Raw genomic sequence first — 14,146 nt, 5'->3', positions numbered from 1 at the left:
CACGCCTCATGCCGTGGCGTCATCTCACTCCGTGTGAGCCGCCGCCCGGCGCCCACCGTCCACCGGAAGGTGACCTTGCCATCGGCATCCGCGGTCTGGGCACCCAGATCGATCGGCGTCGAGATCGGACTTCCGTCCACCTGGATTCCGGGACACCGGCGTGTCGTTAGCCGACGAAGGGTTCGCGGTCCCGGTTCATGGGCCATATGCCGACTGGGAGATCAGCCGCCTGCGCGGTGGCCGGCGGCGCGCGTTCGGGCGGGTCGAGCGCACGGCAGACGTGGGCCCCGCCGGCGCGAGCGGAGGCGGTGTCAGTGCGCGGCGATGACGGCGAGCACGGCGGCGCCGTAGGCTTCGCGCTTGCGCTCGCCGATGCCGCTGATGCCGGATAATGCCTCGAGGGAGGCGGGGCGGTGCTCGGCGAGCGCGCGCAGAGTGGCGTCGCCGAAGACGATGTAGGCGGGGACGCCCTGCTCGCGCGCCTGGTCCGCGCGCCACGCGCGCAGCGCCTCGAAGAGATCGCGGTGCTGGGGTGCGAGCTGGTCGGCGGCGGACGCCTTGCGAGCGCCGCCGCCCGAGCGGGAGGCCCGCCCGATCACATCGCGGCGCAACGGCACGGGCGTCTCGCCGCGCAGCACGCCGCCGCTCGCCTCGCTCAGCGCGAGGGTGCCGTACTCGCCCTGCGCGACCAGGAGGCCGCGCGCCAGGAGCTGGCGGATGACGCTCCGCCAGTCCTGCTCGGACAGATCGGCGCCGATGCCGTACGTGGTGAGGGACTCGTGGCCGAGCTTGCGCACGCGGTCGGTCGAGGCCCCGCGCAGGATGTCGATCAGGTGCCCCGCGCCGAAGGCCTGGTTGCGCTCGCGCTTGAGCCGCACGACGGTCGACAGCAGCTTCTGGGCGGGAACGAGCCCGTCCCAGGTCTCGGGCGGCGTGAGGCACGTGTCGCAGTTGCCGCACGGCTGGGACGCCTGCCCGAAGTACGCGAGCAGGTTCTGCCGCCGGCATCCGACGGTCTCGCACAGCGCGAGCATCGCGTCCAGGTGCTGGCCCTGGCGCTGCTGGATCGCGCGGTCGCCGTCGGACTGCTGGATCATCCGCCGCTGCTGGACGACGTCGCCCAGGCCGTAGGCCATCCAGGCCTGCGCGGGCAGGCCGTCGCGGCCCGCGCGCCCGGTCTCCTGGTAGTACCCCTCGACCGACTTGGGAAGGTCGATGTGGGCCACGAACCGGACGTCGGGCTTGTCGATGCCCATGCCGAACGCGATGGTCGCCACGACGACGACGCCGTCCTCGCGGAGGAAGCGGGACTGGTGCCGCGCCCGCGTCGCCGCGTCGAGCCCCGCGTGGTACGGGATGGCGTCGATGCCCTGACCGGCGAGGTAGGTCGCGGTCTGCTCCACCGAGTTGCGGCTCAGCGCGTACACGATGCCCGCCGCGCCCTCCGGCTGGGAGCGGATGAAGTCCAGTAGCTGCCTGCGCGGCTCGGTCTTGGCGTCGATCCGGTACCGGATGTTGGGCCGATCGAAGCTCGCCACGAAGTGGCGGGCGGAGGGCAGCCGCAGGCGCTCCGTGATCTCACGGTGCGTCTCGGGCGTGGCGGTCGCCGTGAGGGCGAGGCGCGGCACGCCGGGGAACCGCTCGCCGAGGCCGCCGAGCGCGAGGTAGTCGGGACGGAAGTCGTGGCCCCACTGCGACACGCAGTGGGCCTCGTCGATCGCGATCACGCTCAGCGTGCCACGCTCGAGCAGGCGCAGCGTCTGCTCGCCGTTGAGGCGCTCGGGGGCGACGTACAGCAGGTCGAGCTCGCCGGCGACGTACGCGCGCTCGACGCGCGCGCGCTCGTCCGGCGCCTGCGTCGAGTTGAGGTACGCGGCGCGCACGCCGTTCGCGACCAGCGCGTCGACCTGGTCGTGCATCAGCGCGATGAGCGGCGAGACCACGAGGCCCGTTCCCTCGCGGACGAGCGCGGGCACCTGGTAGCAGACGCTCTTGCCGCCGCCGGTCGGCATCAGGACGACGGCGTCGCCGCCCGAGACGACGTGCTCGACGATCTGCCGCTGATCGCCGCGGAACGCGTCGTAGCCGTAGACGGTCTTGAGCGCCTCGAGGGGCGTCGCGTAGACCGACGGGCGCACACCGCTCGCGACGCCCGGCGCCGCGACGCGGGCCGAGCGGCGGGCCGGGCCCGAGGCATCCGCAGCGGGCGGCGCCCAGTCGTCGGGCGGCGGCGCGTCGAGATACGGGTCGAAGGGCGGCTCGTCGTAGGGCGGCGGCTCGTACGGCATCCAGTCGCCGGGGCCGCCCTGGTCGTCGGGATCCGTCGGCGCCCAGGACCCCCAGCCGGCCGCGCCCGCGCGGGCGCTGCTCGGTTCGGGGGTGCTCGGGGTCACGCGCTCGAGTCTAGGCGCGGGCTCCGACACGTCCCCTGGGCGTCGCCGGCGACCCGGCGCCCTCCGGCCCTGGGGACGAGCCTTCCCCGCGTCGGCGCCACGCCGTAGCGTGGGAGCCCGACGGAAGGAGCCCGCATGGCAGACCTGAAGGTGACCCGCAACGACGACGCGAGCCGGTACGAGCTGCACCTGTCGGACGCGACCCACGAGGACACGGTCGCCGGCTTCATCCGGTTCGAGCAGGGCCAGGGCCGGATCCGGATGATCGCGACCGAGATCGATCCCGCCTTCCGCGGGCAGGGGCTCGGCGACACGCTCGCCGCCGAGGCGCTCGCGGACGTCGCGCGCCGCGGCGACACGATCATCCCCCTGTGCCCGTTCGTGGCGGCGTATCTGCAGAAGAACGAGGTGGCCGGCGCGGTCGTGGAGTGGCCGGGCGGCACCCCGCTCGACGCGGCGACGCAGGGCGAGTCCCCGGCATGACGCGCCTCGACGCCGCGACCGACGAGTGGGACCTCACCGCCGACGCGTGCGACGGCCCTCGTGAGCTGCTGCTCGAGCCCCGCGAGGTGCCGCTCGGCGGCGTCAGGGCCATGGCGGTTCACCGCTCGCTGCCGCAGCGCGACCTGCCGACCGTGGGCGCATGGTGCTTCTTCGACCGCTTCGGGCCGCAGGAGGCGCTGATGCGGGTGGAGCCCCACCCTCACATCGGACTGCAGACCGTGACGTGGCCGCTGGTGGGCGAGGTCCGCCACCGCGACAGCATCGACAGCGACGTCACGATCAGCCGCGGCGTGCTGAACATTATGACGTCGGGCCGGGGCATCTCCCACTCGGAGTATTCGGTCGGCGACGATCCCATCCCGCTCGACGCGCTGCAGCTGTGGATCGCCCTCCCGGAGAGCCGCCGCCACGGCGGTCCGGACTTCGAGCGCCATGCCGACCTGCCGACGCTGAGGCTCCCGGCCCTCGAGGGCGCCGACGCGGACGCCACGGTGGTCGTCGGCGAGCTCGGGGACGTCGTCTCGCCCGCCACCGTCTACACGCCGATCGTGGGCGCGGAGGTCGTGCTGGCACCCGGATCGCGCGTGCGGATCCCGTTCCGCCGGGACTGGGAGTACGCGATCGCGGCCGTGGAGGGCGACCTCGTCGCGCACGCCGGGCGAGCGGGGGAGCCGACCGCGCTCGGCGCCCTGGACCTGCTCTACCTCGGCGTGAACCGCGACGGCATCGAGGTCTCGACGATCGGCGGCGCCATGTTCTTCCTGCTGGGCGGGGAGCCGTTCGCGGACGACCTCGTGATGTGGTGGAACTTCGTGGGCCGGGACCACGACGAGATCGTCGAGGCCCGCGAGGAGTGGGAGGCCGGGTCCGAGCGGTTCGGCCACGTCGTCACGCACGGCGACGAGCGCATCCCCGCCCCGCCCATGCCCCAGGTGCGGCTCACGCCGCGGCGCCGCAAGGTGTAGGTCAGCCCGCCGCGATCGCGTCCACGAGCCGCTGGGCGACGTCCTCTGCGCCCGATGCCGCCTCCGCACCGCCGATCGCGCTGCCGGTCACGACGAGCGAGTCGACCAGCGCCGTGACGGTCACGGAGCTCATCGCGCCGGTGCCCTCGATCACGGAGTCGGTCTGCACCCCGTACGCCGAGTCGGCGCCGTCGATCGACACCGGGACCTCGCTGATGGTGCTCGTCACCGACGTCCCGTCGGCCATGGTGATCGTGATCTCGCCGCAGCCGTCGATGTTCGACAGGCCCGACTCCACGGCGCCGTCGGCGATCGACGCCTCCGCGAAGCTCACCACTCCGCCCGACTGGCCGGTCGCCTCGTCGACGCCCACGGCCATGCTGCTCTCGCTCGTCTCGGCGATGGCGAGCCCGCTCTCGACCGCGGCCGCGCACTCGGCGGGCTCGATCTCCGCATCCGCGAAGAGGCCGCTGAGCCCCTCGACCCCACCCATGGCCTCGATGTCGATCGGCTCGAGCCCCGCGGCCACGACGTACCCCTCGAGCACGGCCTCATCGACCACCTCGCCCGACGGCGCCTCGTCCGCGGGCGTCTCCGCGGGCGCGGAGGACTCCGCGGGCGGGTCGCCCCCTCGGGCGCCTCCTCCTCGCCGCCGGCCGAGCAGCCGGCGATCAGCAGCGATCCGGCCAGGACGATCGGAGCGAGGGTTCGGAGGGCGAGTCGCGCGGTCATGCCCGCAGTCTCGCACGCGCGCACCCGCGCCACCAGGGCCGGATCGCTTCGCACATGTGTTCTGATCTCGCTTGACTTGGCGATAGAACGGGTGTTCGATGAATCCATGCGATGGCAGGGACAGGAGCTCGGCGTCTCGGACCCCGACGCGCTGCCCGGAATGGAGCAGCTCGACGGACTCGTCCGGTCGGTGACGACGCCCGAGTTCGCGGGCGTGACGTTCCACGAGGTCGCCGCCAAGTCGGCCCTCAACCATGTGCCGCGCTCGAGCAGCATGCCGTTCGACTGGACGATCAACCCGTATCGCGGATGCACGCATGCCTGCGTGTACTGCCTCAGCCCAGACACCCTGATCCTGCGGGCCGACGGCCGCCAGGTTCCGCTTCGTGAGATCCGCGTCGGCGACGAGATCGTCGGCACCGAGCGGCACGGTGCCTACCGACGCTACGTGCGCACGACGGTCCGCGCGAAGTGGCCGTCGAGAAAGCGCGCGTATCGCGTCACGCTGGCCGACGGCACCGAGATCACGGCGAGCGGCGACCATCGGTTCCTGACCGACAGGGGCTGGAAGCATGTCCACGGCGCCACCACGGGCCCCGAGCAGCGCCCCCACCTCACCGCCCTCAACCGCTTGATGGGATTCGGCATCGGCGGGCCGCCGCCCGACTCCGCATCGCCGACGCCGCACTACCGACGCGGCTACCTCGCCGGCATGATCCGGGGCGACGGGATGATCTTCCATCGCTCGTATCGGAGCGCGGATCGCATCCGCGACATCCACATGTTCCGCTTGGCGCTCACGGAGACCGACCGCGCCGCCCTGGACCGATCGCGGGACTTCCTCGATCGTTCCGGCGTTCCCACGCGAACGCGAACCTTCAGCGCCGCGGAGGGCGCACGCAAGCAGATGATCGCGATCCACACCGCACGCGTGGAAGACGTCGCGGCGATCGAGCATCTGATCACGATCCCGCGAACGCGGTCCCGCGAATGGCGGGCGGGTTTCCTCGCCGGAATCTTCGATGCGGAGGGGAGCTGCTCGCGAGGCGTCCTGCGGATCAGCAACAAGGATGAAGAACTGCTCTCCCTGACCGCTGAGTCCCTGGAGGCCGTCGGCATCCCGTGCGTCATCGAACCACCCCGGCCCAATGGCGTGCGGTCCGTGCGAGTGACAGGAGGGCTGCCGATGCGGCAGCGGTTCTTCGACGCCACCCGGCCGGCGCTCAGCGGGAAGCAGCAGCTCATCGGCGACGCTGTGAAGACCGCCGCCGATCTGCGTGTCGTGTCCGTGGACGACCTCGGGCACGACATCGACATGGTGGACATCACCACCGGCACGGGGGACTTCGTCGCGAACGGCGTGATCAGCCACAACTGCTTCGCCCGGGGGACGCACGAGTATCTCGACCTGGATGCCGGGCGCGACTTCGACTCGCAGATCGTCGTGAAGGTGAACGTCGACGAGGTGCTGCGGCGGGAGCTCGCGCGGTCGTCGTGGCGCCGTGAGCCGGTCGCCCTCGGCACGAACACCGATCCGTACCAGCGGGCCGAGGGTCGCTACAAGCTCATGCCGGGCATCACGACCGCTCTGGCGGAGTCGGGCACGCCCTTCTCGATCCTGACCAAGGGCTCGCTGCTGAGGCGCGACCTGCCGCTGCTGACGCGGCTGAAGCAGGATGTGCCGATCCAGCTCGCCTTCTCCATCGCGGTCTACGACGACGAGCTGCAGCAGGCGATCGAGCCGGGGACACCGACGGCGCAGGCCCGCCTCGACACGGTGCGCGCGGCGGCCGACGCGGGCTTCGCGGTGTCGGTGTTCCTGATGCCGATCCTCCCCCACCTCTCCGACTCCCCCGAGGCGCTCGACGCCGCGCTCGCCCGGGTGAAGGCCGCGGGCGCGGCCCGGGTCGTGCACGGCGCGCTGCACCTGCGACCCGGGGTGAAGCCGTGGTTCATGCGCTGGCTCGCGCGAGAGCATCCGGAGCTCCTGCCCGCCTACCGCGGCCTGTATCCGGGCGCCTCCGTCAACGCGCCGCAGGCGTACCGGACGATGCTGTCGCAGCGCATCCGACCGCTCATCCGGGCGCACCGGCTCGACGGCCGCTCCGACGGGGATCCGTGGCGCCGGCCCGCGCCGGCGGCCGCCACGGCGTCGCGGGTCGTGACGACCTCGCGCGGGCGGGCCGCGGCGACGAGGGCGACCGAGCGACGCGCGATCCCGGAGGCCGCGACGCTGTTCTGAGCGCTCAGTCGTAGTCCGGCGCGGCAGGCAGGCCGAAGAACTCCTCGAGCGTGTGGAAGCCGCCCGCCTGGTACGCCTCGGCGATGCCCCGGCCCACGTAGCGCAGGTGCCAGGGCTCGGCGTCGTAGCCGGTCGTCACACTGCGCCCGGCCTCGTAGCGGACGATCCATCCGTAGCGCCACGCGTTCTCGGCGAGCCAGCGCCCCTGCGCGGTCCCGCCCACCTCATAGATGTCGCCGCACCCCCACGCGCCGCACGCCACGACGTCGGCGGCCAGCCCCAGCTGATGCTCGCTGTGACCGGGACGGGCGGACAGGGCGTCCGCCCCGCCGCCGCGCGCGCCCACCTGCGCCGCATAGGTCGAGACCTGGGTGTCGTAGGAGCGGTACCCGCTGTACAGCGCGATCCTCCCGGCACCCTCGGCCGCGGCGTCGGCGAGCCGCTCGAAGGCGGCCAGGGCGTCGGCACGAAGACCGACGTCGGCGACGCGCGCCGCGGGCCGGCGCACCTCCCGCGGCGCATAGTCGATCGGATCGAGCGGACGCAGCTTGTTGACGACCACCCACGGCATCGCCGGATCGTCCAGGCGCACGCAGGGCGCCGCGCCGTCGAGCACCGCCTGCCGCAGCGACTCCCCGCCACCGAACGCGGCCACGAGAGCGTCCGCATCGGAGTCGCGGAGCGCGGCGACGACCTCCGGCGCCTCGCAGGGCGCCTCCGATGCCTCGACCTGCTCCACGCGCGGGGCCGGGAGCGCGGCCGCCACCGGCGGCTGGTCGACGAGGGAAGGCACCGCGCTCGCCTTCTCGGCGCCCGCGAGCAGCGGCGAGAGGACGGCGAACGCCCCCATCCCGAGCGCGACGGCGAGGATCAGCAGCGCGACGGCGCGCACTCTGCGCCGCGCGCGCAGCCGACGCCGCGCGGCAGCCCTCCCGGCGTGGCTCATGGTCTCCATTGTCGCCCACCGGGTCCGCCGCATCACCCCGGCGGCGACTGAAAGTTCTGCCCTCCGACCAGGCATATCGATATGCAGGTTTCGGATCTTTCGAACCGCTCGACGGGTGTTGACATGCCGCCCGAGCACTCCCTAGTCTCAGGCATCGCACGGCTGGGGCGGCGTCGAGGTCTCCCCAAACCCGCGGCCGACGAACCCGAGGTCGGCCGGACACCAGGGCCCCGCCGTGCGCGCGGACCAGGTGGCGCGCCCCCAGCGAGCGCCACCCGACCGACGCAGGTCGCCCCCTGATGAGCACCCGGCCCGGGGGGCGACCTGCCAAACCCCCGTCGACTTTCGCTTCTTTCGAGCCGAGCGCTTCGATTGACCGGATCTTACGAGCCTTCTTATCCTCGGGGCACCGCCTACAGCCCCGACGTCGCCGTCCGGTCCGGCGGCGAACGGCCCCCGAAGCCGCCGGTTCGACGAAGACCCATCCCCCGGAAGGAAGGCCCTCCATGGCCAGACGCCCCGCCCTGCGCATCCTGGGCTCCACGGCGGCAGCCGTCGCCCTCATCCTGACCTGCGCGGTCCCCGCCCACGCCGCGGCGCTGACCGTGAAGAACCCGGGCTTCGAGGTCGTGACCGCCTCCGGCGAGCCCGCGGACTGGAGCGTGTGGCGGGCGCGGGGCACCGGCATCAGCGCGCAGTCCGTGGCTGGCGCGGGCCCCGACGGGCACCCTGACCCGCGTCGGCGTCACCTCCGGCACGCACGCCTGGAAGCACGTGCGCGAGTACGTCGAGGTGCCCGCCGGCACCGCGACGCTCGTGATCGAGCCCATGCTCGACAGCGCGTCGGGCCGGCTCTCGATCGACAACGTGGCAGTCGACAGCGTCGAGCACGTCGCGATCGCCTCTCCGGCCCTGCAGCCCACGGGAGAGGTCGAGCTGAAGTGGACGTTCGCGGGGCTCTCCGGCACCCCGGCCTCGTACGACATCCACCGCTCCACCGACGCCGGCTTCGAGCCCTCCGACGACACGCTCGTGCGCTCGGTGCCCGCGATCACCATGGCCGAGGACGCGACCACGCAGCCGGGCACGACCTACCACTACCGCGTCGTCGCGAAGGACGCCGCCGGCGCCCTCCTGGCCACGACCGACGCCGCCGCCGCCACGACCCCCGCGACGTTCGTCGACCGCCAGCTGAAGGACGTCCTCACGGCGACGGCCGAGGGCGACGGCGTGCGCGTCGCGTGGCGCGTCGCCGCGGGCACGGCCGAGACCTACACGCTGTACTCCGGCCCCGCGACCCTCGCGAGCGGATCGCTCAAGTCGGCCAAGCGGATCGGACCCGCGACGGTCGAGACGGGCGCGACCGGCCTCAGCGGCGCCCTCACCCTTCCGGGATCGGCGCCCGCGGCCTACGCGCTTGTGAACGCCGCGGGCGAGGTCGTCGCCTCGGCCAAGGTCGCCGACCTCGCGCACCCGCGCCTGTGGATCGACGACGACAAGCTCGCCAAGGTGCGCGAGCAGATCGCCGTGCCGGGTGAGCCGCAGGAGATCTGGAACGGCATCCTGGCACGCGTCGCCGGGGGCCTGACCGCCACCCCCGACCCGTACGGCCAGGGCTTCGGCGAGGGTGACGGCCGCTACGCGGTCGAGGCCGCGCTGGCCTACCAGGTCACGGGCGACGCGTCCTACGCGCAGAAGGCGTACGACGGCATCGTCGCGGCCGAGGCGAAGCTGCCGCTCGGCACCCGGCAGCCGCTCGAGGACGCCAACCCGGCCCCCGTGCTGGCCCAGGCGTACGACTGGGCCTGCAAACGGCTGGACCGACGAGCAGCGCGCGAACGCGAACCGCATCCTCGGCCACCTGGCCGCGGCCATGGAGGTCGCGCACCACTTCAACATGGACGACGACACGCGCGCCTCGAACTGGACCGGCGTCACGCGCGGCGGCGAGCTCGCGCTGCGCCTCGCGACGCGCGGCGACGGCTGGTTCGACGCGGGCGAGACGCGCATCCCGATGCTCGTGAACGAGGTCGGGCTGCACCTCGACGCGGCCTACACCGACACGGGCTGGATGCAGGAGGGCCTGTGGTACATCAACTACACGCTCCAGATCGCGCTGCCCGGCATCTACGCCGCGCAGGACGCCGGCATCACGGCGCTCGACGCCTCGATCGAGCGGCCGCAGTTCACGAACCTGTACCTGCACAGCCTCGCGAACACCCCCAACCACAAGCGCCTGCAGTGGGGCGCGACGTCGATGCAGGGACGCTTCCACCGCGGGCATGATCGCGCGCCTGGTCCCCCAGAGCCAGCGCGACGCCTGGGTGTGGCACTGCGAGCGCTCGGTCGGGTCGCTCGGATCGAAGGAGCACGCCGGTTCTCTCGGCCCGTTCCCGCGGCTGGGAGGGCCTGGAGACCTTCGCGCTGTCGATGACGAGCAGCAACGTGACGTGGGCGCGGCAGCACGCGAAGGCGTACACCGACCTGGTGCAGTACTCGAGGCCGCTGATCGACGGGCGGCCCGAGAACGTGCCGCTCGGCCAGTCGCAGCAGTCGCCGGGCAAGGGCGAGACGCTCGTGTCGAAGGCGTTCGCGGGCCAGGGCGGCGGCTACGTCAAGCTGGACGGCTCCGCCAACTTCGGCGTCGACTCGGCGATCCGCGACGCGGCCGTGGACATGGCGGGCGGCGAGGGCGTCGACACGGTCGTGGCGATCCACGACGCGTTCGCCGAGGACGGCACCGGCGAGGTTCTCGCCGGCGAGGTCGTGGACGACTCGACCCTCGCGGTCGGAGGCGAGACCTACGACGTGCTCGCCCTCGACGGCCTGAAGTAGTCCCTCGCACACGAGAGGCCCCCGGGAGCTCGCGCTCCGGGGGCCTCTCCGCGTGCCGGCCGGGGGATCAGCCGGAGTACGTCACGCCCCAGCGCGCCGTCCAGGACTCGCCCGGAGCCAGGCGGCGCACGTCGCGGCCCGAGTTGAACGCGTCGGTCGGCGCGGTCATGGGCTCGATCGCGATCGCGAGCGGGTGGCCGGGGTACGCGTCGGTCGTGAAGACCTGGATGTAGCCCCACGCGTCGTCCTGCCACATCGTGACCGAACGTCCGTCGGGCGCCGTGAGCGTCGAACGGGCGATGCCGTCGGCACCGCGCACCAGCGATCCGAAGCCGGTGTCGAGCTGGACGTCGCCCACGCGGACGCCGCCGCGCAGATCGACCTCGCCCGACACGGGCGCCTCGCCCGTGGGCAGCAGCCGGTCGTCGACCTCGAAGACCGATTCGGCGGGGACGGTGACGACGAGGTCGGCGGTCGGGACGCCGCCGATGCAGAAGAACGGATGCGTGCCGAGCGCGACGGCGGCGTCGCCCTCGCCCACGTTGACCACCTCGTGCGTCACCTCGACGCCGTCGTCGACGAGGGCGTAGGTGACGCTCGTGCGCAGCGTGTACGGGTAGCCGTGCTGCGGGTAGACGATCGCCGTGAGCGTCGCGCGGTCCTCGCTCGTGTCGACGGCGTAGGGCGCGTAGCGCAGCAGCCCGTGGATGGCGTTGTCGCGCGCGGGCTCCGTGATGTCGAGCTGACGCTCGGCGCCGCCGTCGTTCCAGCGGCCGTCGCGGATGCGGTTGGGCCACGGCGCGAGCACGATGCCGCTCCCGAACGGGGTCGGCGCGCCCTCGGGGTACCTCGGCACGAGGTCCACGCCGCCGACCGAGAGGCCGCGCAGCGAGGCTCCCACCTGGGCGATGTGCGCCGTGACCTCGCCGGCACCGCCCTCGCGGCGGAGGTGGACCTGGTCACCCGTGGGGTCGATGCGGTTCTGTGCGTTCACGGCACGAGCCTATTCGAGCCCGGCCGCCCGCTTGTCAAGCGCCTACCCGCCGGGTGCCCGGCGTGGTGGTGTCGGGAGCATGACGCAGATCGTGCCCTCCCCCTCCCGCGTGACCGGCGTGACCGGCGTGCCCGACCTGCCCGGATGGGATGCCACGTGGCGGCTCGCCCGCGACGGCTACGCCTTCGGGCAGCGGGGCTTCCGCGACGTGGGCGCCGACGCGTTCCGCACCCGGCTGCTGGCCCGGCCCGTCGTGGTCGCGCGCGGCGCCGAGGCGGCGCACGTGTTCGGCGAGCCGGATGCCTTCGAGAGGCGAGGCGCCATCCCGCGCTCGGTCGTCCACCTCCTGCAGGACGAGGGCAGCGTGCAGCAGCTGGAGGGACCGCGGCACGGCGAGCGGAAGGTGCTCATGCTCGAGCTGGCGCAGGGTGAGCGCGCCGGGCTGGTCGAGGCGTTCCGGGATGCGTGGCCCGAGGTCGTCGCGGAGCATGGGCATGGGGCGGTTCCGGCCGCGGAGGTCGCCGCGCGGGCGCTCACCCGGGCGGCGCTGGAATGGACCGGGATCCGCGTCGACCGCGGCCGCGAGACCGAGCTGTCCGGCGAGCTGACGGAGATGATCGCACGCGCCGGCAGCGTCGGCCCGCTCAACTGGAAGGCGCGCCTCCGCCGTCGGCGCACCGAGGCATGGGCGCGCGACGTCGTGCGCGAGCGCCGCGCCGCGGGAGACCACGAGACCATCGCGGGGCGCCTCGCGCACCACACCGAGGGCGGTCGCCCGCTGGACGAGGACGTCGCCGCCGTCGAGATGCTCAACCTGCTGCGGCCCACGGTCGCCGTCGCCCGCTTCGTGGCCTTCGCCGCCCACGCGCTGCACCGGCATCCGGACTGGGCGTCGCAGACCCGCGGCGGCGACGCGGCGGCCACGCGCTGGACGGCGGACGAGGTCCGCCGGTTCTACCCGTTCTTCCCGATGGTCGGCGGCATCGCGACCGAGCCGTTCGAGCTCCACGGCGAGTGGTTCGAGGAGGGCCAGTGGATGATGCTCGACCTCTACGGCACCGACCACTCCCCCGAGCTCTGGGAGCGGCCGGACGTGTTCAACCCCGGACGGTTCGCGACCGCCTCGCCCCACGCGGTGGTGGCCCAGGGCGTGGGCGAGCACCTCGCCTCCCACCGGTGCCCGGGCGAGCTCGCCACGGTGGACCTGCTCGTCGAGACGCTGCAGCAGCTCACGCAGGGTCCGGCCTACACCGTGCCGGAGCAGGATCTCCGCATCAGCCTGCGACGCATCCCCGCCGAGCCCGAGGACGGCATGATCCTGCAGTTCGCGTGATGCCGCACCCGCAGACGACGGATGCCGCCCTCGTCATGCGAGGGCGGCATCCGGTCGTGCGGGGGGCGGGTCAGGCCAGTTCAGAACCCAACCCTGTCCGCCGCGTATGTGGCATCCGCGGTGGAGAACCCCTCGTACTCCAACTGGTCAATGAGTCCCTGACGCGAGAACGACATGAAGTCCAGATACTGTTGTGCCTTCTTGACCGCCTGGTCGCGCCAGTTCACCTCACCCCTGTTCTCGAGGTAGGACACGGCATACGTCGCATCGGCGGTGGAGAACCCCTCGTACTCGAGCTGACCGATGAGACCGCTCCTGGAGAATGCCGTGAAGTCGAGGTAATCGCGCGCCTTCTCGATCGCCTGCTGCTGCTCGAACGTCGGAGGCGCCGGCGCGACGTATCGGCGCACGCCGAGCGTGTCCCTGCGGTCGCCGTTCCAGTCCCCGACCAGCGTGGTGTCGGATGCACGACCATAGGCCTGAACACGGGATGCGGAGCCGGAGCTCAGCGAATCCGAGATGTAGTACACGTTGCCCCGCCGCACAGCGAGGGTGTCCGCTCCGTCCGCGTTCCAATCGCCGACGAGGACGAGGTCAGAAGACCGACCGTAATTGATGACCGCGCTCGCGCTGCCTCCCGTCAGGCTGTTCGAGATGTAGTACACATTTCCGCGACGAACCGCCAAGGTGTCCCTGCCGTCACCATTCCAGTCACCGACCAGAACGACATCGGATGCCTTGCCGTAGTTGAAGACGACGCTGGCATTGCCGCCGCTGAGATTGTTGGAGATGTAATACGTCTGACCGCGGCGCACCGCGAGCGTGTCCACGCCGTCCCCGTTCCAGTCTCCGACCAGGACGGTGTCCGATGCCTTCCCGTAGTTGATGACCGTGGTCGCATTACCGCCAAGCCTGTTCGAGAAGTAATACGTCCGATCGCGCCGGACCGCCAGGGTGTCCTTTCCGTCGCCGTTCCAGTCGCCGGTGTAGACACGATCCTCGGCCTTGCCGTAGTTGAATTCATGGTTCGCCGTCGCCGACCATGAGTCGTTCAGGTAGTAGCGGGCGCCGTAGCCGCCCACTTCGCGGCCATCGGCCATCGCAGGCGCCTGACCCGCAATTGCGGCGCCGGCGGCCACCGCTATCGCAAGAATGGCCGCCCACATCCGCCGGGGCCTGCGCTCGATGCTGTTCACCGCGAT

The 14,146-nt window shown here is 72.4% G+C and carries 11 protein-coding genes; 6 read left to right on the top strand and 5 right to left on the bottom strand.

The window, feature by feature from the left end:
- Positions 1 to 311: 311 nt before the first annotated feature.
- Positions 312 to 2,288: a DNA helicase RecQ gene (recQ, locus tag ASD19_RS01695; protein ID WP_055988246.1), complete on the bottom strand. Its 1,977-nt coding sequence runs from the start codon at positions 2,286 to 2,288 to the stop codon at positions 312 to 314.
- Positions 2,289 to 2,528: 240 nt separating this feature from the next.
- Here recQ and ASD19_RS01690 point away from each other — a divergent pair, with 240 nt between their 5' ends.
- Positions 2,529 to 2,876, top strand: a complete 348-nt coding sequence (locus tag ASD19_RS01690; protein WP_055988120.1) for a GNAT family N-acetyltransferase — start codon at positions 2,529 to 2,531, stop codon at positions 2,874 to 2,876.
- Positions 2,873 to 3,862 (top strand): pirin family protein, encoded by a 990-nt coding sequence (locus tag ASD19_RS01685; protein ID WP_055988118.1) that lies wholly within the window; start codon positions 2,873 to 2,875, stop codon positions 3,860 to 3,862. The genes ASD19_RS01690 and ASD19_RS01685 overlap by 4 nt, the downstream gene beginning before the upstream one ends.
- A gap of 1 nt (position 3,863) precedes the next feature.
- Here the strand turns inward: ASD19_RS01685 and ASD19_RS01680 are convergent, their stop codons facing one another.
- A complete protein-coding gene (locus ASD19_RS01680; RefSeq protein ID WP_055988116.1) occupies positions 3,864 to 4,424 on the bottom strand; it encodes a sensor domain-containing protein in 561 nt (186 codons plus the stop codon).
- Between the two features lie 276 nt (positions 4,425 to 4,700).
- Here ASD19_RS01680 and ASD19_RS01675 point away from each other — a divergent pair, with 276 nt between their 5' ends.
- Positions 4,701 to 6,836, top strand: a complete 2,136-nt coding sequence (locus ASD19_RS01675; RefSeq protein WP_055988114.1) for an intein-containing Rv2578c family radical SAM protein — start codon at positions 4,701 to 4,703, stop codon at positions 6,834 to 6,836.
- 4 nt (positions 6,837 to 6,840) lie between these two features.
- Here the strand turns inward: ASD19_RS01675 and ASD19_RS01670 are convergent, their stop codons facing one another.
- On the bottom strand, positions 6,841 to 7,782 hold the full coding sequence (locus ASD19_RS01670; RefSeq protein ID WP_055988112.1) for a M15 family metallopeptidase: 942 nt from the start codon (positions 7,780 to 7,782) through the stop codon (positions 6,841 to 6,843).
- Between the two features lie 774 nt (positions 7,783 to 8,556).
- Here ASD19_RS01670 and ASD19_RS14220 point away from each other — a divergent pair.
- Positions 8,557 to 10,068 carry a hypothetical protein gene (locus ASD19_RS14220; RefSeq protein ID WP_156377062.1) on the top strand — a complete coding sequence of 504 codons (1,512 nt, stop codon included), beginning with the start codon at positions 8,557 to 8,559 and terminating at the stop codon, positions 10,066 to 10,068.
- A 144-nt stretch (positions 10,069 to 10,212) separates the two neighbouring features.
- Entirely contained in the window at positions 10,213 to 10,617 is a 405-nt protein-coding gene (locus ASD19_RS14215) for a hypothetical protein (protein WP_055988106.1), read from the top strand.
- Between the two features lie 67 nt (positions 10,618 to 10,684).
- Here the strand turns inward: ASD19_RS14215 and ASD19_RS01650 are convergent, their stop codons facing one another.
- Positions 10,685 to 11,611 carry an aldose 1-epimerase family protein gene (locus ASD19_RS01650; protein ID WP_235562938.1) on the bottom strand — a complete coding sequence of 309 codons (927 nt, stop codon included), beginning with the start codon at positions 11,609 to 11,611 and terminating at the stop codon, positions 10,685 to 10,687.
- Positions 11,612 to 11,690: 79 nt separating this feature from the next.
- On the opposite strand from ASD19_RS01650, the gene ASD19_RS01645 reads away from it, so the two are divergent.
- Positions 11,691 to 12,944 carry a cytochrome P450 gene (locus ASD19_RS01645; protein ID WP_055988104.1) on the top strand — a complete coding sequence of 418 codons (1,254 nt, stop codon included), beginning with the start codon at positions 11,691 to 11,693 and terminating at the stop codon, positions 12,942 to 12,944.
- Between the two features lie 80 nt (positions 12,945 to 13,024).
- Here the strand turns inward: ASD19_RS01645 and ASD19_RS01640 are convergent, their stop codons facing one another.
- A complete protein-coding gene (locus ASD19_RS01640) occupies positions 13,025 to 14,140 on the bottom strand; it encodes an Ltp family lipoprotein (RefSeq protein WP_055988102.1) in 1,116 nt (371 codons plus the stop codon).
- Between the last annotated feature and the right edge of the window lie 6 nt (positions 14,141 to 14,146).

The organism is Microbacterium sp. Root53, assembly GCF_001426925.1.
In the GTDB taxonomy this organism is placed as follows: Bacteria; Actinomycetota; Actinomycetes; order Actinomycetales; family Microbacteriaceae; genus Microbacterium.
Note: the sequence above shows the minus strand (reverse complement) of the source record. Positions and strands in the feature narration are given on the sequence as shown.